The 22,993-nt window shown below is 66.3% G+C and carries 26 protein-coding genes; 14 read left to right on the forward strand and 12 right to left on the reverse strand.

Annotation, left to right across the window (positions count from 1 at the left end):
• Nucleotides 1-22: 22 nt before the first annotated feature.
• Together FA85_RS19700 and FA85_RS19705 are read right to left on the reverse strand one after the other, a co-directional pair.
• Nucleotides 23-772, reverse strand: coding sequence for an anti-sigma factor family protein (locus tag FA85_RS19700; RefSeq protein ID WP_036113616.1), 750 nt, complete (start codon nucleotides 770-772; stop codon nucleotides 23-25).
• Nucleotides 769-1,281, reverse strand: a complete 513-nt coding sequence (locus FA85_RS19705; protein WP_036113615.1) for an RNA polymerase sigma factor — start codon at nucleotides 1,279-1,281, stop codon at nucleotides 769-771. The genes FA85_RS19700 and FA85_RS19705 overlap by 4 nt, the downstream gene beginning before the upstream one ends.
• A gap of 130 nt (nucleotides 1,282-1,411) precedes the next feature.
• Between FA85_RS19705 and FA85_RS19710 the strand changes: the two genes are divergently transcribed.
• The 3 genes from FA85_RS19710 to FA85_RS19720 all read left to right on the forward strand — a co-directional run bounded on the left by FA85_RS19710 (nucleotide 1,412) and on the right by FA85_RS19720 (nucleotide 4,184).
• Nucleotides 1,412-2,488 (forward strand): catalase family peroxidase, encoded by a 1,077-nt coding sequence (locus FA85_RS19710; RefSeq protein WP_036113613.1) that lies wholly within the window; start codon nucleotides 1,412-1,414, stop codon nucleotides 2,486-2,488.
• Nucleotides 2,488-3,030 (forward strand): cytochrome b, encoded by a 543-nt coding sequence (locus tag FA85_RS19715; RefSeq protein ID WP_036113611.1) that lies wholly within the window; start codon nucleotides 2,488-2,490, stop codon nucleotides 3,028-3,030. The genes FA85_RS19710 and FA85_RS19715 overlap by 1 nt, the downstream gene beginning before the upstream one ends.
• A 110-nt stretch (nucleotides 3,031-3,140) precedes the next feature.
• Nucleotides 3,141-4,184 (forward strand): aminopeptidase, encoded by a 1,044-nt coding sequence (locus tag FA85_RS19720; RefSeq protein WP_051943715.1) that lies wholly within the window; start codon nucleotides 3,141-3,143, stop codon nucleotides 4,182-4,184.
• A gap of 61 nt (nucleotides 4,185-4,245) precedes the next feature.
• Here FA85_RS19720 and FA85_RS19725 read toward each other — a convergent pair whose 3' ends face one another.
• Nucleotides 4,246-5,331, reverse strand: a complete 1,086-nt coding sequence (locus FA85_RS19725; RefSeq protein ID WP_036113608.1) for an alkene reductase — start codon at nucleotides 5,329-5,331, stop codon at nucleotides 4,246-4,248.
• Between the two features lie 125 nt (nucleotides 5,332-5,456).
• Here FA85_RS19725 and FA85_RS19730 point away from each other — a divergent pair, with 125 nt between their 5' ends.
• The gene (locus FA85_RS19730; protein WP_036113605.1) at nucleotides 5,457-6,728 is read left to right on the forward strand and encodes a dicarboxylate/amino acid:cation symporter; all 1,272 of its coding nucleotides are present in this window, start codon (nucleotides 5,457-5,459) and stop codon (nucleotides 6,726-6,728) included.
• A 9-nt stretch (nucleotides 6,729-6,737) separates the two neighbouring features.
• Here the strand turns inward: FA85_RS19730 and FA85_RS19735 are convergent, their stop codons facing one another.
• Nucleotides 6,738-7,541: a cytochrome c gene (locus tag FA85_RS19735; protein ID WP_036113598.1), complete on the reverse strand. Its 804-nt coding sequence runs from the start codon at nucleotides 7,539-7,541 to the stop codon at nucleotides 6,738-6,740.
• A gap of 81 nt (nucleotides 7,542-7,622) precedes the next feature.
• Between FA85_RS19735 and FA85_RS22500 the strand changes: the two genes are divergently transcribed.
• Both FA85_RS22500 and pncB read left to right on the forward strand, forming a co-directional pair.
• Nucleotides 7,623-8,006, forward strand: a complete 384-nt coding sequence (locus tag FA85_RS22500) for a YbbN family protein (RefSeq protein ID WP_036113597.1) — start codon at nucleotides 7,623-7,625, stop codon at nucleotides 8,004-8,006.
• A complete protein-coding gene (gene pncB / locus FA85_RS19745) occupies nucleotides 8,003-9,205 on the forward strand; it encodes a nicotinate phosphoribosyltransferase (protein ID WP_036113594.1) in 1,203 nt (400 codons plus the stop codon). The genes FA85_RS22500 and pncB overlap by 4 nt, the downstream gene beginning before the upstream one ends.
• Here pncB and FA85_RS19750 read toward each other — a convergent pair.
• The 3 genes from FA85_RS19750 to FA85_RS19760 all read right to left on the reverse strand — a co-directional run bounded on the left by FA85_RS19750 (nucleotide 9,175) and on the right by FA85_RS19760 (nucleotide 11,730).
• Nucleotides 9,175-9,984, reverse strand: a complete 810-nt coding sequence (locus tag FA85_RS19750; RefSeq protein WP_036113586.1) for a MetQ/NlpA family ABC transporter substrate-binding protein — start codon at nucleotides 9,982-9,984, stop codon at nucleotides 9,175-9,177. The two genes, pncB and FA85_RS19750, sit on opposite strands and share 31 nt — an antisense overlap.
• 70 nt (nucleotides 9,985-10,054) lie before the next feature.
• Nucleotides 10,055-10,729 (reverse strand): methionine ABC transporter permease, encoded by a 675-nt coding sequence (locus tag FA85_RS19755; RefSeq protein WP_036113583.1) that lies wholly within the window; start codon nucleotides 10,727-10,729, stop codon nucleotides 10,055-10,057.
• Nucleotides 10,726-11,730 carry a methionine ABC transporter ATP-binding protein gene (locus tag FA85_RS19760; protein ID WP_036113580.1) on the reverse strand — a complete coding sequence of 335 codons (1,005 nt, stop codon included), beginning with the start codon at nucleotides 11,728-11,730 and terminating at the stop codon, nucleotides 10,726-10,728. The genes FA85_RS19755 and FA85_RS19760 overlap by 4 nt, the downstream gene beginning before the upstream one ends.
• Before the next feature lie 109 nt (nucleotides 11,731-11,839).
• Between FA85_RS19760 and FA85_RS19765 the strand changes: the two genes are divergently transcribed.
• Nucleotides 11,840-12,322, forward strand: coding sequence for a glutathione peroxidase (locus FA85_RS19765; protein ID WP_036113577.1), 483 nt, complete (start codon nucleotides 11,840-11,842; stop codon nucleotides 12,320-12,322).
• 81 nt (nucleotides 12,323-12,403) lie between these two features.
• On the opposite strand, the gene dacB is transcribed toward FA85_RS19765, so the two are convergent.
• Nucleotides 12,404-13,903 carry a D-alanyl-D-alanine carboxypeptidase/D-alanyl-D-alanine endopeptidase gene (gene dacB / locus FA85_RS19770; RefSeq protein ID WP_051943713.1) on the reverse strand — a complete coding sequence of 500 codons (1,500 nt, stop codon included), beginning with the start codon at nucleotides 13,901-13,903 and terminating at the stop codon, nucleotides 12,404-12,406.
• The gene (locus FA85_RS19775; RefSeq protein WP_036113575.1) at nucleotides 13,891-14,676 is read right to left on the reverse strand and encodes an enoyl-CoA hydratase-related protein; all 786 of its coding nucleotides are present in this window, start codon (nucleotides 14,674-14,676) and stop codon (nucleotides 13,891-13,893) included. Before FA85_RS19775 ends, dacB begins: the two co-directional genes overlap by 13 nt.
• A gap of 118 nt (nucleotides 14,677-14,794) precedes the next feature.
• On the opposite strand from FA85_RS19775, the gene FA85_RS19780 reads away from it, so the two are divergent.
• The 3 genes from FA85_RS19780 to FA85_RS19790 are packed head-to-tail and all read left to right on the forward strand — an operon-like array spanning nucleotide 14,795 to nucleotide 17,171.
• Nucleotides 14,795-15,040 carry a FeoA family protein gene (locus FA85_RS19780; RefSeq protein ID WP_036113574.1) on the forward strand — a complete coding sequence of 82 codons (246 nt, stop codon included), beginning with the start codon at nucleotides 14,795-14,797 and terminating at the stop codon, nucleotides 15,038-15,040.
• Entirely contained in the window at nucleotides 15,037-16,884 is a 1,848-nt protein-coding gene (gene feoB / locus FA85_RS19785) for a ferrous iron transport protein B (RefSeq protein WP_036113572.1), read from the forward strand. The genes FA85_RS19780 and feoB overlap by 4 nt, the downstream gene beginning before the upstream one ends.
• Nucleotides 16,881-17,171: a DUF6587 family protein gene (locus FA85_RS19790; RefSeq protein WP_036113571.1), complete on the forward strand. Its 291-nt coding sequence runs from the start codon at nucleotides 16,881-16,883 to the stop codon at nucleotides 17,169-17,171. The genes feoB and FA85_RS19790 overlap by 4 nt, the downstream gene beginning before the upstream one ends.
• A 31-nt stretch (nucleotides 17,172-17,202) precedes the next feature.
• Here FA85_RS19790 and FA85_RS19795 read toward each other — a convergent pair whose 3' ends face one another.
• Nucleotides 17,203-18,750, reverse strand: a complete 1,548-nt coding sequence (locus tag FA85_RS19795; RefSeq protein WP_428977052.1) for a phospholipase D-like domain-containing protein — start codon at nucleotides 18,748-18,750, stop codon at nucleotides 17,203-17,205.
• A 59-nt stretch (nucleotides 18,751-18,809) separates the two neighbouring features.
• Between FA85_RS19795 and ispG the strand changes: the two genes are divergently transcribed.
• On the forward strand, nucleotides 18,810-20,069 hold the full coding sequence (ispG, locus tag FA85_RS19800) for a flavodoxin-dependent (E)-4-hydroxy-3-methylbut-2-enyl-diphosphate synthase (protein ID WP_036113567.1): 1,260 nt from the start codon (nucleotides 18,810-18,812) through the stop codon (nucleotides 20,067-20,069).
• 65 nt (nucleotides 20,070-20,134) lie between these two features.
• Nucleotides 20,135-20,965 (forward strand): aldo/keto reductase, encoded by an 831-nt coding sequence (locus tag FA85_RS19805; protein WP_036113565.1) that lies wholly within the window; start codon nucleotides 20,135-20,137, stop codon nucleotides 20,963-20,965.
• 3 nt (nucleotides 20,966-20,968) lie between these two features.
• Here FA85_RS19805 and FA85_RS19810 read toward each other — a convergent pair whose 3' ends face one another.
• Nucleotides 20,969-21,334, reverse strand: coding sequence for a hypothetical protein (locus FA85_RS19810; protein ID WP_036113564.1), 366 nt, complete (start codon nucleotides 21,332-21,334; stop codon nucleotides 20,969-20,971).
• Nucleotides 21,335-21,446: 112 nt separating this feature from the next.
• Here FA85_RS19810 and FA85_RS19815 point away from each other — a divergent pair, with 112 nt between their 5' ends.
• Both FA85_RS19815 and FA85_RS19820 read left to right on the forward strand, forming a co-directional pair.
• Nucleotides 21,447-21,878, forward strand: a complete 432-nt coding sequence (locus FA85_RS19815) for a hypothetical protein (protein WP_036113563.1) — start codon at nucleotides 21,447-21,449, stop codon at nucleotides 21,876-21,878.
• 78 nt (nucleotides 21,879-21,956) lie between these two features.
• Nucleotides 21,957-22,271 (forward strand): cellulose biosynthesis cyclic di-GMP-binding regulatory protein BcsB, encoded by a 315-nt coding sequence (locus FA85_RS19820; protein ID WP_036113562.1) that lies wholly within the window; start codon nucleotides 21,957-21,959, stop codon nucleotides 22,269-22,271.
• A gap of 20 nt (nucleotides 22,272-22,291) precedes the next feature.
• Here FA85_RS19820 and FA85_RS21230 read toward each other — a convergent pair whose 3' ends face one another.
• Nucleotides 22,292-22,990: a YdcF family protein gene (locus FA85_RS21230; RefSeq protein WP_051943712.1), complete on the reverse strand. Its 699-nt coding sequence runs from the start codon at nucleotides 22,988-22,990 to the stop codon at nucleotides 22,292-22,294.
• Nucleotides 22,991-22,993 lie beyond the last annotated feature (3 nt).

The raw sequence follows: 22,993 nt of genomic DNA on the forward strand, positions 1-22,993 counted from the left end.
GGTCTGGGTGCCGGATCGCTCGTCAGATCGTTCTGGCCGTCATGCGCTGAGCGGCGGCTCGGCCGGCTTCATCGGCCATGGCGACCACGGCATAGTTGTGGCCGCCTCGTGACCAGTAGTCGGCCAGCAGGCCGCTGTCTTCACGGGTGCCTCGCGGCAACAGGTGCCGGGCGACCCCCGGGGGCCTGACGTAGAAACTCACCGTGTGGCCGCTGCCGTCGTCATAGAGGACCATGGCCGCCGGGCCCTGGTCGGTCGCGAACAGGCGGCCGCCGATCGGACGAAAGCCGGCATCGGCGAGGTCGGGCAGGCGGACGCTGGAGCCGACGCGGCCGGCCAGCCAGGAGCGGAGATCGCCCTCGTTGGCCGTCGTGATGTCCATGCCCACGCCGTGATCCAGCGCCAGCAGGCGATAGGCCTGCATCGCATCGGCCATGGGTTTCATGGCGCCCGGACCCATGCCGCGCGCGGCCCAGCCGGCCATGCCGCCCACGGCGAGACAGAACAGCAGGCTGGCCGCCATGGCCAGACGAACGATGCGACGGCGCCCGGCGCGCGCTCTGACCAGGGCGGGATCGAATGCCGGGGCAGGGGCGAGATCGCCCGCCAGCAGGGTCCGCAGCTGCTGGGCGTCCTGCCGCCAACCCTGTACTTCGTCAGCGCGCTCGGGATGACGCGCGAGATAACGTTCCACCTCGCTACGGTGCGGCGAGTCCAGGTGACCGTCGACGTAGGCGTGGATGTCGTGTTCGCTGGGGGGCGTGTGGGTCATTTCAGCAGTCGCAGGGCAGGTGTTTCGGGGACGCCCTCGCCCAGCCGACGCAGCGCGCGGCGGGCCCGGGACAGTCGGGACATGACGGTGCCGATCGGCACTTCGAGGATGTCGGCTACCTCCTGGTAGCTCATGCCTTCGACGGTGATCCAGATCAGCAGGCTCCGCTGCTCGACCGGCAGCGAGGCGAACGCGGCCAGGGTCGAGTGCGCCACGGCGACCCGCTCGGCCGACGGCCAGGTCGGCTCTTCCCGGCCCAGCATGCTCAGCAGGCGGGCGTAACGGCCGGACCGTCGCTTCCCGTCGAGGAACAGCCGGTACAAGATCGAAAACAGCCATGCCCGCAGACTCTCGTCGTCGCGTCGCGCATGCCATTTCGACAGCGCGCGCTCGATCGTGGACTGGACCAGATCGTCCGCAGCGTGTTCGTCGCGGGCAAGCCACAGCGCTAAGCGCCGCAGTCGCGGCAGCATCGAGCGTAGGGCTTCGTCGATCTTGGGGTCGGACATTCCGGACCTCGGTCGGTGGTGTCGGACGTTAGACGCCCGGTTCGAAGAAATATTCCCCTGCCCGGGAATAAAAGTCGTGGACGTACGTCCCACCCTGAGCACAACCACCCTGGAAAACGGAGAAAGACGCATGCAAGACACCGAGAATCGGCGCCCTCCGGCGCACGTCGGTTGGCGCTGGGCCCTGATCGGACTGGCGGTCGCCGGCTCCGCCGTCGCTTTTGGTTACGTCGGCGGCTGGCTGGCACCGGAGCGCCTGTCGCCGAAGAAGATCGTCGATTCCCTCGAGGCCAACGGCGGCGCGCACCCCGGATACCGTCGCAACCATGCCAAGGGCATATGCGTCGGCGGCTATTTCGAGGGCAACGGCGCGCTGCAGAGTTTTTCCAGTTCGGCCGTCTTCGCGAAGGAAAGGACGCCGGTCGTCGGGCGGCTGGCCATTCCCGGCGGAAATCCCTACGCGGCGGACAGCTCGGTGCCCATCCGCAGTTTCGCGCTGCGCTTCGATCTTGCCGATGGCGAGCAGTGGCGCACCGGCATGAACGCGATGCCGGTCTTCCCGGTCTCGACCCCACAGGCGTTCTACGACCTTCAGGTCGCCACCCATCCCGATCCGAAGACCGGCAAGCCGGATCCGGCGAAGGCCGGTGCGTTTTTCGGCGCGCATCCGGAGACGGGTGCCTTTCTCGGCTGGGCGAAGACGGCAAAGCCGCCGGCCAGCTACGCCACGGAGACCTACCAGAGCATCAACGCGTTCTACCTGCGCGACTCTGCGGGTGAGCGCCGTGCCGTGCGCTGGAAGATGGTGCCGGAGACGCCGGAGACCGGCGACGGCTCGCCAGCGGCGGGCGACACCGACTATCTTGCCGCCGATCTTTCGAAGCGGCTTGCGGCAGGTCCCCTCCGCTGGCATCTGATCATGACGTTCGCCGGCGACGGCGATCCCATCGACGACGCCGCGAAAGCCTGGCCGGATGACCGCAAATCGGTGGATGCGGGCACGCTGGTGATCGACAGCTGGCAGGATCAGGCGACCGGTCCATGCCGCGACGTGAATTACGATCCCACGATCCTGCCGAAGGGCATCGAAACATCGAACGATCCGCTGCTGGCGGCACGTTCCGCGGCTTATGCCGATTCATACCTGCGTCGCACGAGCGAGGAGGGCCATCTTCCCGGTGCCGCCCGTCCCAAGGAGGCCAAGTGATGAGCCGCGAACAGACGTTCCACCCCTTCGCACGCGCCTTGCACTGGCTGATGTCGATCATGGTGCTGTCGATGCTTTTCATCGGCGCGGGCATGGTCAGCACCGTGGCCGAAAAGCACGACTGGCTGCTGGCGATCCACCGTCCGTTGGGCGTCGTGATCTTCGTGCTGGCACTGATCCGGCTCGCCTTCCGCCTGACGCATCCCGCCCCGCCGCTGCCGGTGGATCTGCCTCTGTGGCAGAAGCTGGCCGCACATGGCTCGCACCTGCTGCTCTACGCCCTCATGATCGCAATGCCGCTGATCGGCTGGGGCATGCTTTCGGCGGGAAACTATCCGGTGACGATGTTCGCTGGCGTGCACCTGCCGAAGATCCTGCCGACCGATCCCGCCCTGTTCGCGTGGTTGCGCGAGTCGCACCGGTATCTGGCCTGGTTGTTCTTCCTGACCTTCCTTGCGCACATGGGTGCGGCGCTCATGCACGGCCTGATTCGACGCGATGGCGTGCTGCAGAGCATGACCGGAGGCAAGGCCCCCCGCTGACGCGGGCGCGCCCGGCCTGGGTAGGAGCGAGCCCTGCTCGCGGTGGGGGCTCGCCGCGACGTGGATCGCGAGCGGGGCTCGCTCCTACATCGTTTACGGCAGAATGGGGTATGCGTCTCTCAGTCATTGCCATCGTTGTTCTAGCCACACTCACCGGCTGCCGCTCGCTCGGTTACTACGCGCATGTCGCGCACGGTCAGGCGTCCCTGCTCGCCGCGCGACGGCCGATCGCGAACGTGCTGCGCGATCCGAAAACACCGGAGGACACACGCCACCGCCTGGAACTGGCCAGCGAGGCCCGGCGGTTCGCCTCGGCGAGCCTCGGCTTGCCCGACAATCGCAGCTACACCTATTTCGTCCAGCTCGATCGTCCGTGGGTGGCCTGGAACGTCTTTGCCACACCGGAACTGTCCATTGCGCCTGTCACGCATTGTTTCCCGGTTGCAGGCTGCGTCGCGTACCGGGGGTACTTCCGCAGGGATCTCGCGGACCGGGAGGCGGCCCGGCTGAAGACGGCGGGGGACGACGTGGCGCTGGGTGAGGTCCCCGCGTATTCCACACTGGGCTGGTTCGCCGATCCGATCATCAGCAGCATGCTTTACTGGGATGACGATACCCTCGCGGGTACGATCTTCCATGAGCTGGCTCATCAGAAGTTCTACGTGAAGGACGATTCGTCGTTCAACGAATCGTATGCGAGCTTCGTCGAAGAGGAAGGCGTGCGTGAGTGGCGCACCGCGCGGGGGCTACCGCCGCCGGACGAGAAGGATGGCGAGCTCGACGGCTCTTTTACGACCCGTGTTCTTGCGCTGCGCGACCGGCTCGGCTCGATCTATGCGACGCAGGACAGCGACGAGGCGAAGCGTGTCGCCAAGGCGGAAGCTTTCGAGGTGTTTCGCGGCGACTATGTCCAGTGGCGGGCGACGGTCGCGGGCGGCGATCGCCGGTATGACCGATGGATGGCGAAGCCGCTCAATAATGCCGCGCTGTTGCCGTTTGGGCTTTATGACACGTGGAAACCATCGTTCGCCGCGCTGTTTGAACGATGCGGGCGAAGGTGGCCGGTCTTCCTCGCCAGGGTGAAGGAGCTCGGGAAGAAGGCGCCGGCTGAGCGGACACGTGAACTCGAGACGTTGAAGTCGTCATCGCGCTGACGCCAGCAGGGTTCGCTCCCGACGACGGAGCTGACCCTGCTCGCGATGGACCGGCGGCGACTTACCTGGCAAACGCCGGATAATCCGTATAACCCTCCGCACCGCCCCCATAGAGAGTCTTCGGGTTCGGCTTCGCCAGCGGGTACCCTTCACGCAAGCGGTCGACCAGGTCCGGGTTGGCGATAAACGGACGTCCGAACGCCACCAGGTCGGCGTGCCCGCTGCGCACCGCATCGACGGCCATGGCACGGTCGTAACCGTTGTTGACCATCCATGTCCCGCCGTGCCGGACCCGGAAGGCGTCGTAGTCGAACGGAAGGACGTCGCGAGGGCCGCCCGTGGCGCCTTCGATCACATGGGTGTAAGCCAGATGCCGCGTCTTCAGGTCGTCGATCACCGCATTGAACAGCTTCGTCGGCTCGGAATCGGCGATGTCGTTTGCCGGCGTCGTCGGCGAGATGCGGATCCCCGTACGGCCGCTGCCTGCCACGCCGATGACGGCATCCAGGACGGCGCGGAGGAAACGTAGACGATTGGGGATACTGCCGCCCCAGGCATCGTCGCGACGATTGGTCTTGTCGCGCAGGAACTGATCGATCAGGTAACCATTGGCGGCGTGCACTTCGACGCCGTCGAACCCGGCGTCGAGAGCGAGTTCGGTCGCGCGGCGGTAGTCATTGACGATCAGCGGAATCTCACCGGCCGTGAGCGCTCGCGGCGCGGAGACCTGTTCCATCCCGTGGGCCGTGAAGGTCTTGCCGTCGGCGCGAATCGCCGAAGGTGCGACCGGCGCTTTACCGCCGGGTTGAAGGCTGGTGTGTGAAATGCGGCCGACATGCCACAGCTGAAGGACGATTTTTCCTTCGCGGGCGTGCACGGCGTCGGTAACGCGCTTCCAGCCGCGGACCTGCGCGCTGTTGTAGATACCCGGCGTATCGAGGTAGCCCTGACCCTGCGGTGAAATCTGCGTCGCCTCGGATACGATGAGCCCGGCGGTGCTGCGCTGTGCGTAATATTCGACCGCGAGTGCACGCGGCACGCGATCCGGACCCGATCGGTCGCGGGTCAACGGCGCCATGACGATGCGGTTGGCGAGTTCGATGTCGCCAGCACGGAAGGGCTGGAAAAGCACGTTCTGGTCGGTCATGTATGCTCCTTCGAGGTATATCAACCCCTCAGCGTTCGCGAGAGGAAACACAGCGTTCGGGATTGGCCGTCCAGACGGCTACACCGCGTTGTATCGTGATTCATTGCCCTTGCCTGGCACGTCTCATGTCCTTGTTCACATCGTGGTTCCGCGTCCGCTTCTGGAAGCGGGTAGCGGCGGGTTTCGTCCTCGGCGCGCTGGCCGGCTGGCTCATCGGGCCCGACGCGGCGACGTGGTTCGGCCCGCTCGGCACGCTCTATGTCACGTTGATCAAGATGATCGCCGTGCCTCTGGTGTTCTTCGCCGTACTACACAGCGTGTCGAGCCTGCACGGCGTGAAGGATGTCGCTGCATTGGGTGGACGCACGTTCGCGTGGTTCGCCGCGACGGCGAGTCTGGCGGTGTTCGTGGGATTACTCGTTGCGCATGTCCTGCAGCCGGGACTCGGTGTCGAAGGTCTGACGACGCCGACCGGCTGGCATCCGAAGGACGTGCCCGAGCCAGTGAAGGTGCTGCTCGACATCGTGCCTGCGAACCCGTTCAAGGCCCTGAGCGAAGGGAAAATTCTGCAGGTCATCTTCTTCGCCGGCCTGCTTGGCCTTGCGCTCGTGAAGATCGGCGACAAGTCGGCCCGGTTGCGGGCCCTGGCGGGCGAGGCGAACGACGCGATGATCCAGGTCACGCGCTTCGTTCTCGAGGTGACGCCGATCGGCACCTTCGGTCTTATCGCCGCGCTGGTGGGAAGTTATGGGTTCGAGAAGCTGCTGCCCCTGGCGACCTTCGTCGGCGCGCTGTATCTCGCCTGCGTGCTGCAGATCGTCTTCGTCTACGGTGGCCTGTTGCTGACGCACGGCCTCAATCCGGTGAAATTTTTCCGTGCCGCATTTCCGGCGATGCAGGTGGCCTTCACCTCGTCGTCGAGCTTCGCCGCCATGCCCATCGCGCTGCGTAGCGTGGTGCGCAACATGGGCGTGAAGGAGGAATACGCCGCGTTTGCGGTGCCGCTGGGCGCGAGCATCAAGATGGATGGGTGCGGAGCGATCTACCCGGCGATCTCGGCGGTCTTCATCGCGCAGTATTTCCATCTCGACCTGCAGCCCGCGCAGTACGTGGTGATCCTGCTGGCCTCGGTGCTGGGTTCATTTGGCACGGCGGGGGTGCCAGGTACGGCGACGGTCATGGTGACGCTGGTGCTGAGTTCGGCCGGCTTGCCACTGGAGGGTATCGGCTACCTGGTCGCCATCGATCGCATTCTGGACATGATGCGTACGATGACCAACGTGACCGGGCAGATGGTGGTGCCGGTGCTCGTGGCCCGGGAGCGCGGGGTTCTCGATCTCGAGGTTTATCACCGGGCGTCGAGCGAGTTGATCGTGGAGGGGAAGCCGGTGGCGTGACGCCGTCGCTCAGGGCGCGGCCTTTCTCCCCGCCATATGCTTCAGATACGCCACCAGATCGTTCAGGTCGGCATCCGAGAGTGCATTGCGGTCGAACCCCGGCATTTTCGCCTGCGGCCAGTGACGCAGGTCCTGCGGGTTGCGGACGAGTACGCGGAACATGTCGTCGCGCAGGTATTCGGTCGGGCTGTGCGGGATATTCAGATCCGGCCCGAGTTTCGCGTCGCCCTGGCCGTTGAGCGTGTGGCAGGTGATGCAGTCGCGCTGGAACACCGCGAACCCTCGCATCACCGGATCGCTGCTGGCAAGGCCGGGCGCCGGGCGCATCTTCGGGAACCGGGACGCCGGGTCCGCCAGCACGCGGATGGTCGCCACCTGATAGGGCCACTGCTCGGAGCCGACGTGGCCCGCCTCCGGATGCAGCCAGACCAGGTAGAACGGGCCAGCGCCTGGCTTGTCGGGGCCCAGCTTCGGCCAGGGCGCGTCGGCAGGCTCGATCGCCAGCCAGGCCTCGGCGCGGGCCTGCAGCGCCAGCGCCGCGGGAATCTCGGCCGCGAAGCCGTCCAGGGCGACGAACTGAAGATGCGCCGCGGGATCCACCCCGCCCAGCAGGGCCTTCAGCGGTATGGCCCGATAATGCATGGTCGCGTGGTACGACACGTCGCCAGGCACGTCGATGGCGCGCACGTCGGGCCGGCCCAGAAGCTGCTCCGTGGTGATCCGCTGAGGCCCCTTGCCCGTATCCAGGGTCAGCGTGGCCGCCTGAGTGAGCGAGGCGGTGAGGAGCAGGGCAAGACCGATGAAAGCGCGCACGGGGAATCCTTGGCGGTTGTACCCTCGGATTATCCCCTCATCGTCCCCACCTCGGGGGATCGACCCGATCACGGATTCACCATGGCCGACACCACCGTTCCCCGCTTCTTCGAACAGTTCCCGATGCAGAAGGTGGTCGATACCGCCCTCGACGCCGAGCTGGCGACCGACGACAACCGCATCGCGATCCTGTTCCTGTGGGGGCGCGATTGTCCCAACTGCGACATCGCCAAGCGACAGATGCTGCTTACGCCCGAAAGCTTCAGCTGGCCGCAGGTGCGCTGGCTGCACGATAACGTGTATGACGATCCGACGATGGCCACGCGTTTCGGGCTGCATGGCATCCCGGCGTTCTTCCTCTTCCATCGCGGCCGCAAGCTGGGACGGATTACGTCGTGGCCCGGTACGGAAGCCTTCGTGGACGCGGTCGACAAGCAGATCGGGCTGACCGGGGCGAGCGCATGATCATCACCTCGCTGCTGGACACCGACCTCTACAAGTTCACGATGATGCAGGTGGTGCTGCATCAGTACCCGGCGGCTCAGGTGGAATATCGCTTTCGCTGCCGCACGCCGGGCGTCGATCTGGTCCCGCTGATCGGTCGTATCCGCGAGGAGCTCGATGGCCTGTGCGCGCTGCGATTCACCGACGCGGAACTGGATTATCTGCGTGGTCTGCGCTTCATCGAGAGCGACTTCGTCGACTTCCTGGGTCTCTTCCACCTCAACGCCAAGTATGTGTCGATCGCGCCCTCGGCGGAGGCCCATGGCGAGATCGACATCGTGATCGAGGGCCCGTGGTTGCACACGATCATGTTCGAGGTGCCGCTGCTGGCGATCGTGAACGAGCTGTACTACCGCGCGACACAGCCGGACATCGATCTGACGGAGGGCAGGGCGCGCCTGGAGGCGAAGATCGCGCTGCTGCGCGACACCCCGGGCTTCGAGCGCGTACGCATCGCCGACTACGGCACCCGTCGTCGGTTCTCGCAGGCATGGCATGACGAGATGCTGGCGACGCTCGCCAGGGGGCTGGGTCCGCAACTGGCGGGTACGAGCAATGTGTGGCTGGCGATGCGGCAGGGTCTGGTACCCATCGGCAGCATGGCACACGAATACCTGCAGGCGTTTCAGTCGCTGGGACCGCGTCTGCGCGACTCGCAGACCGCCGCGCTCGAGGCGTGGGCCCGCGAATACCGTGGCGATCTCGGCATCGCGCTATCCGACGTCTACGGACTGGAGGCGTTCCTGCGTGACTTCGACATGTATTTCTGCAAGCTGTTCGACGGTGCGCGCCACGACTCCGGGGACCCCTTCGTATGGGGCGACCGCGTACTGGCTCATTACGTGGCGAACCGTGTGGACCCGCGGACCAAGACGCTCGTCTTCAGCGACAGCCTGGACATTCCGCGTGTGATGGACCTCTACCGTCATTTCGACGGTCGCTGTCTGCTGTCGTTCGGCGTCGGCACCAACCTCACGAACGACGTGGGGCCGGCGCCGATCAACATCGTCATCAAGATGACCCGATGCAACGGTCAGCCCGTGGCGAAGATTTCAGACTCGCCGGGCAAGAACATGAGCGACGACCTGGAGTACGTCGCTTACCTGCGCAAGGTGTTCGACATGCCGGTTCAGAACGCCGGCAGCACGGCGCCGCCGTAGTTCTTCTCGATGAAGGCCTTCACCTCGGGCGAGGTGAGGGCCGCGGCGAGCTTCTGCACGCGCGGATCGTCCTTGTTGTCGGCGCGGCTGACCAGGAAGTTCACGTACGGCGAGTTCTTGTCCTCGATCAGCAGCGCGTCCTTGACCGGGTTGAGCTTGGCGGCCAGCGCGTAGTTGGTGTTGATCAGGGCGAGGTCGACCTGGTCGAGCACGCGCGGCAGCATGGCCGCCTCCAGCTCGCGGAATTTCAGGTGCTTCGGGTTCTCGACCACGTCTTTCAGCGTGGCGAGGCGATCGTCGGGATTCTTCAGCTTGACCAGGCCGTGCCCGGCCAGAAGCAGCAGCGCGCGGCTGTTGTTGCTCGGGTCGTTGGGGATGACGACATCGGCGCCGTCCGGCAGCTGGTCGATCGAGGTGAACTTCTTCGAGTACGCGCCGAAAGGTTCGATATGCACGCCCACCACCTTGACCAGATTGGTACCGCGCTCTTTATTGAAAGCGTCGAGATACGGCTCGGTCTGGAAGAAGTTGGCGTCGATCTGCTTCTGCGCGACCTGCATGTTCGGCTGGACGTAATCGGTGAACACCTTGATCTCGATGTTCACACCCTGCCGGGCCAGCAGAGGCTTGATCTCCTTGAGGATCTCCGCATGCGGCACGGGTGTGGCCGCGATGGTGAGCGTCGCCGAAGGATCCGCCTTGCCGCCGTCCGCGCTGCCTGAACAGCCCGCGACGAAAACGGCGAGGGCGGCGGTAAGGGGCAGCAGGTACTTCTTCATGATGGACGTCCGTGGCAGATGGTGCGGTGCGCCAGCATAGACGTCCATACCGCCGTATGCAAAGAACGACTCACCGGCGGGTATAGCGAAGCACCAGGCGGTCGCCCAGCGACTGCAGAATCTGCACCAGCACCACGAGCAGGGCCACCGTGACCAGCATGTAGTCGGGTTTGTAGCCGTTATAGCCGTACTGATAGGCCAGGGCGCCCAGGCCACCCGCGCCCACGATACCGCCCATCGCGGTATAGCCGACCAGGGCCACGGCGGTGACCGTCGTCGCGGCGATCAGCCCCGGGCGTGCCTCGGGCAGAAGTACGCGCGTGACGATCTGGATCGTCGTGGCGCCCATGGCCTGGCTGGCTTCGATAACGCCGCGCTCCACTTCGCGCAGCGCGGTTTCCACGAGACGGGCGAAGAACGGTGCGGCGCCGATCACCAGCGGCACGATGGCGCCGCGGATGCCGATGCTGACGCCCGTGATCGCCTGAGTCAGCGGGATCAGCAGGATCATCAGAATGATGAAGGGGATCGAGCGCAGGACATTCACCACCAGCGACAGCGCCGAGTACAGTTTTGGCCGGGCGTGGAGCTGGCCGCGGGCGCTAAGGAACAGCCAGATACCCAGTGGCAGCCCCAGCACCAGCGTGAACAGCAGGGAGCCGCCCAGCATCAGCAGGGTGTCGACGCAGGCCTGGCCGATTTCCGGCCAGTCGATGTTGGGAAACAGGGTCTGCATGGGGCTCATCGGGCCACCTCCTCGATGTCGACGCCCGCGGCGCGGATCTGCGCCAGCGCGTCCTCCAGACGTTCGCCGTTCATGGCCAGGGTGAGCTGGCCGTAAGGTGTGTCCTTGATCCGGTCGACGCGGCCGGAGAGCAGGTTGTATTCGATGCCGGTATCGCGCACCACGCGAGAGAGCAGGGGCGAGTAGGTCGCGTCGCCACGGAACGAAAGGCGGAACAGGCGCCCGTCGACACCCGGAAATTCCGGGCCACGGCCTTCACGATGGTCGGCTTCCGCGACGAAGCGTCGTGTGGTGGGATGCTGCGGATGCAGGAAGACATCGGCGACGTCGCCGACTTCTACGACGCGTCCCGCATCGAGCACCGCGACGCGGTCGCACACGCGACGGATCACATCCATCTCGTGTGTGATCAGTACGACGGTCAGGTTGAGGCGACGGTTGATATCGGCCAGCAGTTCCAGCACGGATGCCGTGGTCTGCGGGTCGAGCGCGCTGGTCGCTTCGTCGCAAAGCAGGATCGATGGCTTGCTGGCCAGCGCGCGCGCGATGCCGACGCGCTGCTTCTGGCCACCGGAAAGCTGCGCGGGGAATTTCCGCGCATGTGCGGTCAGACCCACCAGCGAAAGCAGTTCGTCGACGCGTGCGGCGATCTCGGCGTCGCTCATGCCACCGTGCAGGCGCAGCGGGAACGCGACGTTGTCCGCCACCGTCCGCGACGACAGCAGGTTGAAGTGCTGGAAGATCATGCCGATGCCCGCGCGAAGGCGACGCAGGTCGGCACCCTCGGCGTGCGTGACGTCGCGGTCCTCGATGAAGACCTGGCCGCCGGTGGGCCGTTCGAGCAGGTTGATCAGGCGCAGCATGGTGGATTTGCCTGCGCCGGAATGACCGATGATGCCGAACACCTCACCGCGCTCGATGGTGAGATCGACGGGCTCGAGCGCGGGGACGAGCGCTCCCTCGACACGATAGGACTTGGAAGCGGCGGCAAAACGGATCACGGGGCGTCAGGCTCCAGCCGGAAAGACGTCCATGGTAGCCCAAGCCAGCCCATGGCCGGAGCGGCGGGCGTAGACTTGGCGGGTCCATTCCCTTTCAAGGAAAGCCCGCATGACCAGCATCTATGATTTTTCGGCCCGCGATATCGACGGCAACGAGCGGTCGCTGGCGGAGTTCAAAGGCAAGGCCTTGCTGGTCGTCAACGTGGCTTCGAAGTGCGGCTTCACGCCGCAGTACAAGGGCCTGGAGTCCCTGCAGAAGGAATACGCCGCGCGCGGCTTCGAGGTCCTGGGTTTTCCGTGCGATCAGTTCGGTCATCAGGAGCCCGGCGACGAAGCTGAGATCCGCAACTTCTGCTCGCTGACCTATGACGTCAGCTTTCCGATGTTCGCCAAGGTCGAAGTCAACGGTGAGCATGCGCATCCGCTGTATCGGTGGCTGAAGGCGGAGAAAAAGGGCTTGCTGGGTACCGAAGGCATCAAGTGGAACTTCACCAAGTTTCTGGTGGATCGCGAGGGGCAGGTGGTCGAGCGCTACGCGCCGACCGATACGCCGGAGAAGATCGGGAAGGATCTGCCCAACGTGCTGGGCTGAGGCGGCCGGCCGACGGGCATCGCTAGCGGCATTCGCTTTCACCGGTCCGCGGCGCACGGTGCGAGTCAGTTCCCAAGCCGGTCAAAGATGACCCTCGGCCTCCGCCAGCATCACCGCAACCGCATCGACCTCGGACGAGACCGGAGGCACCGTCTCCGCGCTATGCGGCGGTGCCCGGTAGTTGTTGAGCATGATGGCGAACGCCAGCCGTTCGCCGCTGCGGGTCGTCACGTAGCCGGCCAGCGTGTTGACAAAGCTCATGCTGCCGGTCTTCGCCCGTACGTTGGCTTCAGCCGCCGTCCCGCGCATGCGGTTGACCAGCGTGCCGTCGACCCCGGCGACGGGCAGCAGATCGCGCCATGCGGCGGCCTGAGGAGATCTGTCCATGAAGGTCAGGAGTCGCACCAGCGAAGCGGGCGTGGTCAGGTCGTGTCGGGAGAGACCGGTGCCTTCGTTGAGCGTGGTGGAGGACGGGCCTATGGCTTTGGTGGATAGCCAGTGGGTGAGTGCTTCGGCGGCGAGGTCTTCTTTGGGGACTGTGGCAAGGTTGTTTCGCCAGCAGGGCTGGCTCCTACCTGAGCCGGGGCCATCGGGCGAGTTGGCGGGGGAAGTCTGAGCGCTACAGGCTTCCGCGGTTTCCAGCCCGGTGAGCAGGAAGACGCTCTGCAGGTAGAGATTCTGCGAACGTTTCAGGCCTGCGCGGAGGATGTCGCCGAGGGTCGGCGACGGGACGCTCGCGATGGTTTCGCCCGTGGGTGCGGCGACAGGCCAGTGGACGCTTCGTGCCTCGCCATCGACACGGATGCCTTGCCTGATCAGCGCGGCTTGCAGGCGCCGCGCCGCGCTGAGCGCCGTGTCGGGCAGGGACAGGCGGATGCGCTTCGTGGCGCCGCCCTCGGCGACGCCGCCGAGCACGTGAACCGTCGACGAGCCCGGCGCCCGGTAAAGCTCCAGGCCGTCCCGTGTCTGGGCGGCGACGGTGACGGCCGCGTCGGCGGGTGCGACGTCCACACCGCTTTGCGAGAGGGCGACCGTCATCGTGTTTTCGTCGACGTCCAGCCCACCCGCCGCCGCGCCGTACGCCGCCTGAAGGTCGGATGCTTCCCAGCCCGATCCGATCGCGGGCCCCGAGAAAGCGGTGTCGTCGCCGATCACCGCACCATCGACGCGGCGGATCCCGCGTTCGCCGATCCGGGCCGCCAGTCGCTCGGCCCACTCGTCGCCGGACAGGGTCGGGTCGCCCCGACCGCGCAGGACGAGTGAGCCATGCAGGCGCCCGCGTGCGATCGAGCCTGCGGCGAGGACATCGGTATGCGTGCGGTAGTCCGGGCCAAGGCGATCCAGAGCGAACGCCGCCGTGTAGAGCTTGGCCGTCGACGCGGGCAGCAGCAGGCGCCCTTCGTCGTGCGCGTAGACGGTATGCCCGTCCTCCAGCGAGACCACCGCGATGCCCCACGATGCCGCGGCGAAGCGTGGCTGGGCGATATGGGCGTCGATCCGCTCGGTGAGGCTTTCCGCCGCGATGCAGGGGGCGGCGGCCAGCAGGATGGTCGCGATGCCGTAACGGATCAGCGCAACCAAGACGGAGATGCCTTCTCGAGGAAGGCGGACAGTCCGTCCTGCCCCTCGGCGGAAACGCGCAGTTTCGCAATGAGTGCCGCGTTGACCGCGTCGGTCTTCTCCATAGCTTCCGGCGACTGACCGCCCATGCGCAGGGCGAGGCTCTTCGCCTCACGCTGCGCGGCGGGGCCACCCTTGCTCAGCAAGCCGACAAGCCGGTCCACCGCGCCGTCGAGGTCGTTGCCCGGGACGACTTCATGCACCAGCCCGTGCGCCAGCGCGGCGGCGCTGTCGAAGATCTCGCCGGTCAGGAACAGACGACGCGACTGGCGCAGGCCGATCGCCGCGACGACATACGGCGAGATCACCGCGGGGACGAGTCCGAGCTTCACCTCGGACAGCGCGAAGCGTGCGCCTTCGGCCGCCACGGCGATGTCGCAGCAGGCGATCAGACCCACGCCGCCGCCGAACGCCGCGCCGTTGATCCGCGCGATGGTCGGCTTCGAAAGAAATTGCAGTCGGCGCATGAGCGTCGCCAGCCGCAGCGAGTCGGCGAGATTGTCCGCCTCGCTGGCCGTCGCCATGCCGCGCATCCAGTGGAGGTCGGCACCCGCGGAGAAGCTGGCGCCGGCGCCGGTCAGCACGACGGCACGCACGCTGTCGTCGCGGTCGAGTTCGTCGATCGCGACGGTCAGGTCCGCTATCAGACCGTCGTCGAAGGCGTTATGCACCTCGGGCCGGATCATGACGAGCCGGGCGGTGCTGCCTTCGCGGGTGAGTTCGACAGCTGACATGGGCGTTCTCCGGGGACTGAGGCGCAAGATCATAAACGCCTGACTCCCGATCCTGCGCATTGTGCAGCCTTTGCGCTAAAGGCATACAATGCGAACAGTTCTTATTTGAGTAATCCCAGTGCGCCTCTCCGACGCGCCGAAAGGTGCCAAAGCCGTGGTCCAGTCCGTCACCGATGCCCATCCCGCCGACCCCATCGCCCAGCGCCTGCGCGACCTGGGCTTCGTGTCCGGTGAGCCGGTGCGCCTCGTGGCGCGGGGCCCTCTCGGCGGAGACCCGCTGTTGATCCAGATCGGTTCGACCCGTTTCGCCTTGCGCCGTACCGAGGCCGAGCGCGTGATGATCGCCGTGGACGGTGCCGCATGAGCGCTTCCACAATGCGCATCGCCCTCGTGGGCAACCCCAACTGCGGTAAGACGGCGCTGTTCAACCAGCTCACCGGCGGCCGGCAGAAGGTCGCCAACTACGCCGGCGTGACCGTCGAGCGCAAAGAGGGGCGCTTCCTCGCACCGTCCGGTCGCACGCTGCATATCCTCGATCTGCCCGGCACGTACAGCTTCGATGCGACCAGCCCCGACGAGGCGATCACGCGCGACGTCTGCTATGGCCGTTATCCCGGTGAAGCGCCGCCGGATCTGATCGTCTGCGTGGCCGATGCCACCAACCTGCGCCTGCACCTGCGTTTCGTGCTCGAAGTGCGCCGTCTGGGTCGCCCCGTGGTGCTCGCACTCAACATGATGGACGCGGCGCGCCGTCGCGGCATGGTCATCGACGTGGACGCGCTGTCACGTCGGCTCGGCGTGCCCGTGGTCGAAACGGTCGCGATCAGGCGTGGTGGCGCACAGGCCCTGATCCAGCGCATCGATACCTCGGTGCCGGCGATCGAGCCGGCCGACATCGACAACGCCGGGATCGAGCAACTGCATGCCGAAGTGCGGTCCATTCTCGCCGACACGGTCACGTTGCCGCGGGATACCGCCGCCGTCGACGACGCGATCGATCGCTGGGTGCTGCACCCGGTATTCGGACTGCTGATTCTCGCCGGCCTGATGTTCATGATCTTCCAGGCGGTGTTCTCCTGGGCGCAGCCGGTCATGGATGGCATCCAGGCGGGCATCGCCGCGCTGGGCACGGCGGTCACGGGTTTCCTCCCCGGGGACAGCGCATTGCACAGCCTGCTCAACGACGGTCTGTTCGCGGGTCTGGGCGCGGTGCTCGTGTTCCTGCCGCAGATCCTGATCCTGTTTCTCTTCATCCTCGTGCTGGAAGAATCGGGTTATCTGCCGCGCGCGGCCTTCCTTCTCGACCGCATGATGTTCCGCGTCGGCCTGACGGGCAGGGCGTTCATTCCGCTGCTGTCGAGCTTCGCCTGCGCGATTCCCGGCATCATGGCCACGCGCAGTATTCAGGATCCGCGCGATCGCCTGACCACGATCCTGGTCGCGCCGCTGATGACCTGCTCGGCCCGTCTGCCGGTGTATACGCTGCTGATCGCCGCGTTCATCCCCGACCGGACGGTGTGGGGCATCTTCAATCTGCAGGGCGTGGTGCTTTTCACGCTGTACTTCGCGGGTATCTTCAGCGCCTTGCTGGTCGCCTTCGTGATCAAGCGGCTGCGCAAGGATCGCAGCGAGCACGCGCTGATCATGGAATTGCCGTCCTACCGCCTGCCCAACGTGCGAGACATCGGCCTGGGTCTGTGGGAGCGCGCGCTGATCTTCCTCAAGCGCGTCGGCGGCATCATCCTCGCGCTCACCGTGTTGCTGTGGTTCCTCTCCAGTTTCCCCGGACCGCCGGAAGGAGCCACGGGGCCCGCCATCGATTACAGCCTGGCCGGCCGCCTCGGCAGGCTGCTGGAATACGTGTTCGCGCCGATCGGCTTCAACTGGCAGATCTGCATCGCGCTGGTGCCCGGCCTTGCCGCGCGCGAAGTGGCGGTGGCGGCACTCGGCACGGTGTATGCCATGTCGGGAAGCGACGATGCGGTCGCCTCGCAGCTCGGGCCCGTGATCGCGCACTCGTGGTCGCTGGCCACGGCGTTGTCGTTGCTCGCGTGGTACGTGTTCGCGCCGCAGTGCATGTCGACGCTGGCGGTCATCCGCCGCGAAACCAATTCCTGGCGCAACGTGGCGGTGGCCGCGGGCTATCTGTTCGGCCTGGCATATCTCGCTTCGCTCGCCACTTACCAGATCGCGAGGGCGCTTTCATGAGCACGTTCGAACTGTTTCAGGGCTTGGTTATCGGCGTGGCTGTCGCGGTCGCGGCGTATGTGGCGTTCCGGAAGCTGCTGCCGAAGACGTCGACGCGGGTGCTGGCGCGGGTGTCGGCATGGCTCAATCGCGACGGCAGGCCGGCGATGGTCCGGTCGCTGGGAAAGCGTGTGCAACCTGCCGCGGCGACCGGAAGTTGCGGGGACGGGTGCGGGTCGTGTGGGAGCTGTGGGCCTGTGGCGCCGAAGAGTGCGGCGCAGCCGCTGGAGTTCCGGCCGCGCGGCTGATCGCCTTGCCATGAGCGTCGACGATGGCTGGTCAATCTTCGTGCGGCGCTTCCGTGGCGGCCTTCGCCACGCGCTTGCGGCGCAGTGTCCACCAGCTCACTGAAAGATTGACGGTAAACCATGCGCCGATCAGAGCCAGCGGCCATGCGATCACCGCGGGCCAGAGGATGGCGACGAGGGTCAGCACCGCTGCCGCGATGAAGCCTGCCAGCAACGGCCCGGTTTCGGTATCGCCCAGCACGCGATGCTGCGAGATGGCCGCGCCCACGGTGTTGGCGATGCGCAGGGCCCCCGCGGCGGCGCGGCTCGAACTTCCACCACCGTGACGCGGCCTGGGCGGGTGCGGGGCACGGCTGCGGACGCGCTCGTTTCCGGAGCGGCGGCGCCTGGGATGCAGCAGGATCTCGGTCGCGTTCTCCAGGTCCTTCTCGTACTGCGCCTCCAGTTGCGTCGCGAAGCCGACGTCCTCGATAGCCACGTCGATCTCGCGGTTGCTCAGCCAGCTGGCGATGTTGAGATTGGATGAGCCCACGCGTGCCCAGCGGCCATCGGCCACGGCCGTCTTGGCGTGCAGCATCGTGCCGTTCCATTCGAAGACGCGGATGCCCGCCTTCAGCAGGGGGCGGTAGCCCGACCGCGACATCCCGGCGACCATGGGAATGTCGCTGGTGCCGGGCACGAGCAGCCTGACGTCGACACCGTCGCGAGCGGCGGCGGAGAGGGCCTGCACATAGGGCGCCACGCCGACGAAATAGGCGTCGGTGAGCCACAGCGTCTTCGTCGCCATCGCCGCGACCATCTGATCGAGGCGATACATGCCGGCCGTGCTGGGCTGTGTCGCGATGACGCGCAAGGACACCTCGCCGGCGTGGGTGGCGCCGGCGACAGGCGACAGCCGGGGGTCGTCGGGTAGCGGTTCGCCGGCTTCACGCCAGCTGTCCGCGAAGGCCTGTTCGATCTCGGCGACGGCGGGACCGCGCAGGGCGACGCCGGTGTCGCGCCACGGCGGCACGTCGTTGGCGGGGTCGCCCAGCCATTTTTCGCTGAGACAGACGCCGGACAGGAAGCCGACTTCGCCGTCGACCACCAGAACCTTGCGATGGTCGCGGCTGATCCAGCCGAACGAGCTGCCCAGCTGTGGCGGGTTATAGATCCGTACCTGTCCGCCGGCTTCACGCAGGGCCGCCCAGAACGACGAGCGTGACTGGCCGAGACAGCCGCCCCAGTCGCCGATCACCGCGACGAAGACGCCGGCCTTCGCGCGTTCGACCAGCGCGTCGCGGAACGCCTGGCCGATCCGGTCGTCGCGGATGATGTAGTTCTCGAGGAAGACATGGCGCTTGGCGTTGGCGATGGCCTTGAGCCAGGCGTCGAAGTGAGCCTGGGCATCGATCAGCAGCTCGACGGCGTTCCCCCGATGAGGGGCGCGCCGGCGCTGCGGCTGAGGGCCTGTTCGGCGAAGAGGCGGCTCGAGAAGCCGTGGGTGCGGTGACGTGCGTTCATGGGGGGCGAGTTTATCGGGCCGGAGGATGAGCAGGGGGTGAGGCGGGTCGAATCGCCGACCGGGCAGGACGCCCACCGCCGGATTGCCGCAGCCAGTCGGATTCCAGTCACACCATTGCGCTAAAATGTTCCGCTATGACCGAAGACCTTCTCAGCCGCCCGCGTCCCGCGGAAGCCGGCGCCCGCCGTCCCAGCACCGGTGTTTCCGTCGACCGTATCCGGGTCGGGGGTGGCGCGCCCATCGTCGTCCAGTCGATGACCAACACGGACACCGAGGATGCCGTGTCCACGACCAGGCAGGTCGCCGAACTGGCCCGGGCCGGCTCCGAAATGGTCCGGATCACCGTGAACACGCCGGCCGCGGCCGCGGCCGTGCCGCGGATTCGCGAACGGCTGGACATGATGGGCGTGTCGGTCCCGCTGATCGGCGACTTCCATTACAACGGTCACCAGCTGCTCGAAGGCGAGCCGGCCTGTGCCGAGGCCCTGGCCAAGTACCGTATCAATCCGGGCAACGTCGGCTTCGGCAAGAAGAAGGACGCCCAGTTCGCTTCGATCATCCAGATGGCGATCCGCTACGACAAACCGGTCCGCATCGGCGCCAACTGGGGTTCGCTCGACCAGAGCATGGTCGCGGCGCTGATGGACGAGAACGCCGGCCGCGCCGATCCCTGGGACGCCGGCCATGTCGCCCGCGAGGCGCTGATCCGCTCCGCGCTGGATTCCGCCGCCCGCGCCGAGGACCTCGGCCTGTCCCGCGACCGCATCATCCTGTCGTGCAAGGTCTCCGGCGTGCAGGAGCTGATCGCCGTATATCGCGATCTCGCCCGCCGCGGCGATTATGCCCTGCACCTGGGCCTGACCGAGGCCGGCATGGGCTCGAAGGGGATCACCGCATCCAGCGCCGCGCTGGGCGTGCTCCTGCAGGAAGGCATCGGCGACACCATCCGTATCTCGCTGACGCCCGAACCGGGCCAGTCGCGTACCGCCGAAGTCATCGTCGCGCAGGAACTCCTGCAGACGATGGGCCTGCGCGCGTTCACGCCGCTGGTCACCGCGTGTCCGGGTTGCGGCCGGACCACGAGCGAATTTTTCCAGGAACTGGCGAAAACCGTGCAGGCACATGTGCGCGAGCAGATGCCCGTGTGGCGCGTGAAGTACGACGGCGTCGAAAACCTCACCCTCGCCGTGATGGGTTGCATCGTCAACGGTCCCGGCGAATCCAAGCACGCCAATATCGGTATTTCGCTGCCAGGTAACGGCGAAGCTCCGTCCGCGCCGGTGTTCATCGACGGTGAAAAGGCCATGACCCTGCGCGGCGAACACATCGCCGACGAGTTCGTGGCCATCCTCGACAACTACGTCGAAACGCACTACGCCAGCCGCGGCGACTGACCCGTCACGCGTTGAATGCGGGGCCGCCGTCATGATATCGGGCGGTTCCCTGCAGGAGATGACGCATGACCTCTACCGTTCCGGTCCTCGACCTCAACGACGGCAACAAGGCACCGCAGCTGGGCTTCGGTGTCTTCCAGATTCCCGACGGCGAGACCGCCGACGCCGTATCCGCCGCGCTGGCGGCCGGTTATCGCTCGATCGATACCGCAGCCATCTATAAGAACGAAGCCGGCGTACGCCAGGGCATCGAACGCTCCGGCGTCGCCCGCGGCGATATCTTTCTGACCACCAAGCTCTGGAACTCGGAGCAGGGCTTTGATGCCACGCTCAAGGCCTTCGATGCGAGCATCGCGAAGCTCGGCACCGACTACGTCGACATGTATCTGATCCACTGGCCGACGCCGAAGCACGATCGCTACGTCGATACCTGGAAGGCGTTCATCCGTCTGCGCGAAGAAGGCCGCATCCACTCGATCGGCGTGTCCAATTTCCAGCCCGCGCATCTGGAGCGCATCGTGAAGGAAACCGGTGTGGCGCCGGTGGTTAACCAGATCGAACTGCATCCGGATTTCGCCCAGCGCGATGTCGTCGCGGCGAACGCGAAGCACAACGTTATCACCGAGGCGTGGAGCCCGCTGGGTCAGGGCGGCGACTTGCTGAAGAACGAGACTCTCGTCTCGATCGGCAAGACGCATGGCAAGTCACCGGCCCAGGTCGTGCTGCGGTGGCACGTGCAGCTCGGCCATATGGTGATTCCGAAGTCGGCGACGCCGGAGCGCATCAAGTCGAACATCGACGTGTTCGACTTCGAACTGTCGGCCGATGAAATGAAGGCCATCGCCGCGCTCGATGCAGGTAAGCGCATGGGCCCGGATCCCGACGAACTGAACTGAGCTTCAGTCCATCGTGACGTCGATCTCCAGCGGATAGGGGGTCGGCGTCTTCGGCGGTTTTGGCAGGGTCCAGGTGGCGAACTGCCCGGCAAAGCAGGTCGCCACCGTCGACTTCGGCCGTACGTCGACATCGCTGCTGCGCCCGTCCGCGGCCACGCGGGCCACCAGGGTGAAGGGGCGGCGGTCGGCCGCCGGCATATTGCTGGCGATGCAGCCCTTCAGCGCGTCCGTCGCGGGATTGCCGATGCTGTCCCACAGTCTGCCCTGCCAGAGTTTCCCATCGGCGTTGTTTTCGAGCATCTTCGCGGTGTGGACACGCGCGTCGAAGGCGTTGTCGGTGGCCAGGGCGAGGGCAAGGGCAAGCAGCATTCCAGGTCTCCGAAGCAGGATCGTGGAAGCCTAACAGGGACGCGCGGGCTTCACACCGGAGGGGTTAGCGTGGATCTGTCACGCGCCGCTGTTGGCGCATCGAGGAAACGCCATGCGTCCGCGTCCCATGTTCCTGCTATCCCTGGTCTTCGCCGCCACGGCCGCCATGGCACAGACGGCGACGAATCCGCCCTCGTCGCAGACAGGGAATCCGGCTAGCGCGCCCGCTCCCAAGCCGGTGACGGCACCCGCGTCGTCATCGGCGCCTCTGGTCGGCTCACCCGGCATGCTGCATCAGGCGAATCCCGCGGCTGCCGCTGTGCCTGCACGTTCGGAAGCGGGTGCGACGGAGCGCGGCCTGAACACCACCGGAGCTGCCGGCGCTGCCGTCAGCACGGATGGCGCGGCGACCGGCGTGACGCAGCGCGTTCAGCGTGCCAACGCCCATGGCGTCGATGCGCAGGGACATACGCTGGATGCGCACGGCAAGCCGGTCGGTCAGGCAGCCGTCCCGATGCCAGCTCCCGCGACCACGGTTCGTTGATCCGGCGAGGTCGCATGGACTTGCGCCGGTGCGTTACCATCCGGTGAATGCCGACCCATGCGAGGTATGCGAGTGAGGATGAAGCAGGCGATCGTCGTGGCCGTCCTCGCCCTGGGGGTCGCCGGTTGTGCGGGCATGGCGTCGAAGGTCGCCCGGCTCGACGTGGGAATGCCCCGCGACGAGGTGCTGGATCGACTCGGCCCGGCCGATTCCGATCGCACGATCATCGGCTACGAGGTGATGAGCTGGCTCGATCGCCGTCCGGGCCGCTTCTCCTTCTCCCATAAGGACTACACCGTTGTGCTGAAGGACGGAAAGGTCACCCAGTTCGGTCCGGGGCTCGTTCGTCGTGACAGCAAGACGTCACTGCAGATCGAGACAGGCGACCGCTGAGAGTGTCGGACCGCTACGGGCTATATCCATTGGCGGCGTTTGTAGATCCATAAGGCCACGTACTCGTGCAGAGCGCGGGCGGTCAGGGTGAGCGCTCCGCGTGTCGGGATCCATGGTGGTGCCGAGGCCAGCGTCGCATGACGATCGTCGGCGGGTACAGGCGTCACCTCGATACCCTCATGCCGGAAGCACCCGGCCGCCCGCCGCATATGAACCGCCGAGGTCACCAGTAACACATGGCGCAGCCCTTCGGCTTTGAGTATGGCGGCGGAGTTGTGCGCGTTCTCGTGCGTGTTCCGGCTGGTCGCTTCGATGCGAAGATCGCCATCCGGCATGCCCGAGTGTCCGAAGCCCTGCGCGAGGTCCATCGCCTGATCGCTGCCCGACACCAGCACCAGCGGTGCCCATCCGGCTCGCCATAACGACAGCCCCATGCCTGCCCGGGTCGTCGTGTGTGACCAGTCGCCGACCGGAAGCTTGCCGCCGCCAAGCACGACGATCGCATCGGCGTGCCGCGGCGTCTCCGCTGCTCCGGCCACCAGTCCATCGCGCAGACGCAACGCCAGCGCCGGCGTCGCGGCCAGCCAGATCCATATCAGCGCGATCGCTGCGAGTGCGCACGCCGCACGCGGACGCCGACACAGCACGAACGCCGTCGAACACAGAGCCAGCAGCAACGCTTGCACGGCGGGATGGAGGAGGCGTGCGGCGATATCCATGCG

Origin of the sequence: Luteibacter mycovicinus (genome assembly GCF_000745235.1) — a bacterium.
Lineage (GTDB): Bacteria > Pseudomonadota > Gammaproteobacteria > Xanthomonadales > Rhodanobacteraceae > Luteibacter > Luteibacter mycovicinus.

Coding starts and splice junctions, on each gene's coding strand:
- FA85_RS19755 (WP_036113583.1), bottom strand. CDS start 10,729: ATGAGCCCCATGCAGACCCTGTTTCCCAACATCGACTGGCCGGAAATC.
- FA85_RS19700 (WP_036113616.1), bottom strand. CDS start 772: ATGACCCACACGCCCCCCAGCGAACACGACATCCACGCCTACGTCGAC.
- FA85_RS19765 (WP_036113577.1), top strand. CDS start 11,840: ATGACCAGCATCTATGATTTTTCGGCCCGCGATATCGACGGCAACGAG.
- FA85_RS19820 (WP_036113562.1), top strand. CDS start 21,957: ATGAAGCAGGCGATCGTCGTGGCCGTCCTCGCCCTGGGGGTCGCCGGT.
- ispG (WP_036113567.1), top strand. CDS start 18,810: ATGACCGAAGACCTTCTCAGCCGCCCGCGTCCCGCGGAAGCCGGCGCC.
- FA85_RS19720 (WP_051943715.1), top strand. CDS start 3,141: ATGCGTCTCTCAGTCATTGCCATCGTTGTTCTAGCCACACTCACCGGC.
- FA85_RS19725 (WP_036113608.1), bottom strand. CDS start 5,331: ATGACCGACCAGAACGTGCTTTTCCAGCCCTTCCGTGCTGGCGACATC.
- FA85_RS19750 (WP_036113586.1), bottom strand. CDS start 9,984: ATGAAGAAGTACCTGCTGCCCCTTACCGCCGCCCTCGCCGTTTTCGTC.
- FA85_RS19705 (WP_036113615.1), bottom strand. CDS start 1,281: ATGTCCGACCCCAAGATCGACGAAGCCCTACGCTCGATGCTGCCGCGA.
- FA85_RS19775 (WP_036113575.1), bottom strand. CDS start 14,676: ATGTCAGCTGTCGAACTCACCCGCGAAGGCAGCACCGCCCGGCTCGTC.
- FA85_RS19810 (WP_036113564.1), bottom strand. CDS start 21,334: ATGCTGCTTGCCCTTGCCCTCGCCCTGGCCACCGACAACGCCTTCGAC.
- feoB (WP_036113572.1), top strand. CDS start 15,037: ATGAGCGCTTCCACAATGCGCATCGCCCTCGTGGGCAACCCCAACTGC.
- FA85_RS22500 (WP_036113597.1), top strand. CDS start 7,623: ATGGCCGACACCACCGTTCCCCGCTTCTTCGAACAGTTCCCGATGCAG.
- pncB (WP_036113594.1), top strand. CDS start 8,003: ATGATCATCACCTCGCTGCTGGACACCGACCTCTACAAGTTCACGATG.
- FA85_RS21230 (WP_051943712.1), bottom strand. CDS start 22,990: ATGGATATCGCCGCACGCCTCCTCCATCCCGCCGTGCAAGCGTTGCTG.
- FA85_RS19715 (WP_036113611.1), top strand. CDS start 2,488: ATGAGCCGCGAACAGACGTTCCACCCCTTCGCACGCGCCTTGCACTGG.
- FA85_RS19790 (WP_036113571.1), top strand. CDS start 16,881: ATGAGCACGTTCGAACTGTTTCAGGGCTTGGTTATCGGCGTGGCTGTC.
- FA85_RS19805 (WP_036113565.1), top strand. CDS start 20,135: ATGACCTCTACCGTTCCGGTCCTCGACCTCAACGACGGCAACAAGGCA.
- FA85_RS19815 (WP_036113563.1), top strand. CDS start 21,447: ATGCGTCCGCGTCCCATGTTCCTGCTATCCCTGGTCTTCGCCGCCACG.
- FA85_RS19710 (WP_036113613.1), top strand. CDS start 1,412: ATGCAAGACACCGAGAATCGGCGCCCTCCGGCGCACGTCGGTTGGCGC.
- FA85_RS19730 (WP_036113605.1), top strand. CDS start 5,457: ATGTCCTTGTTCACATCGTGGTTCCGCGTCCGCTTCTGGAAGCGGGTA.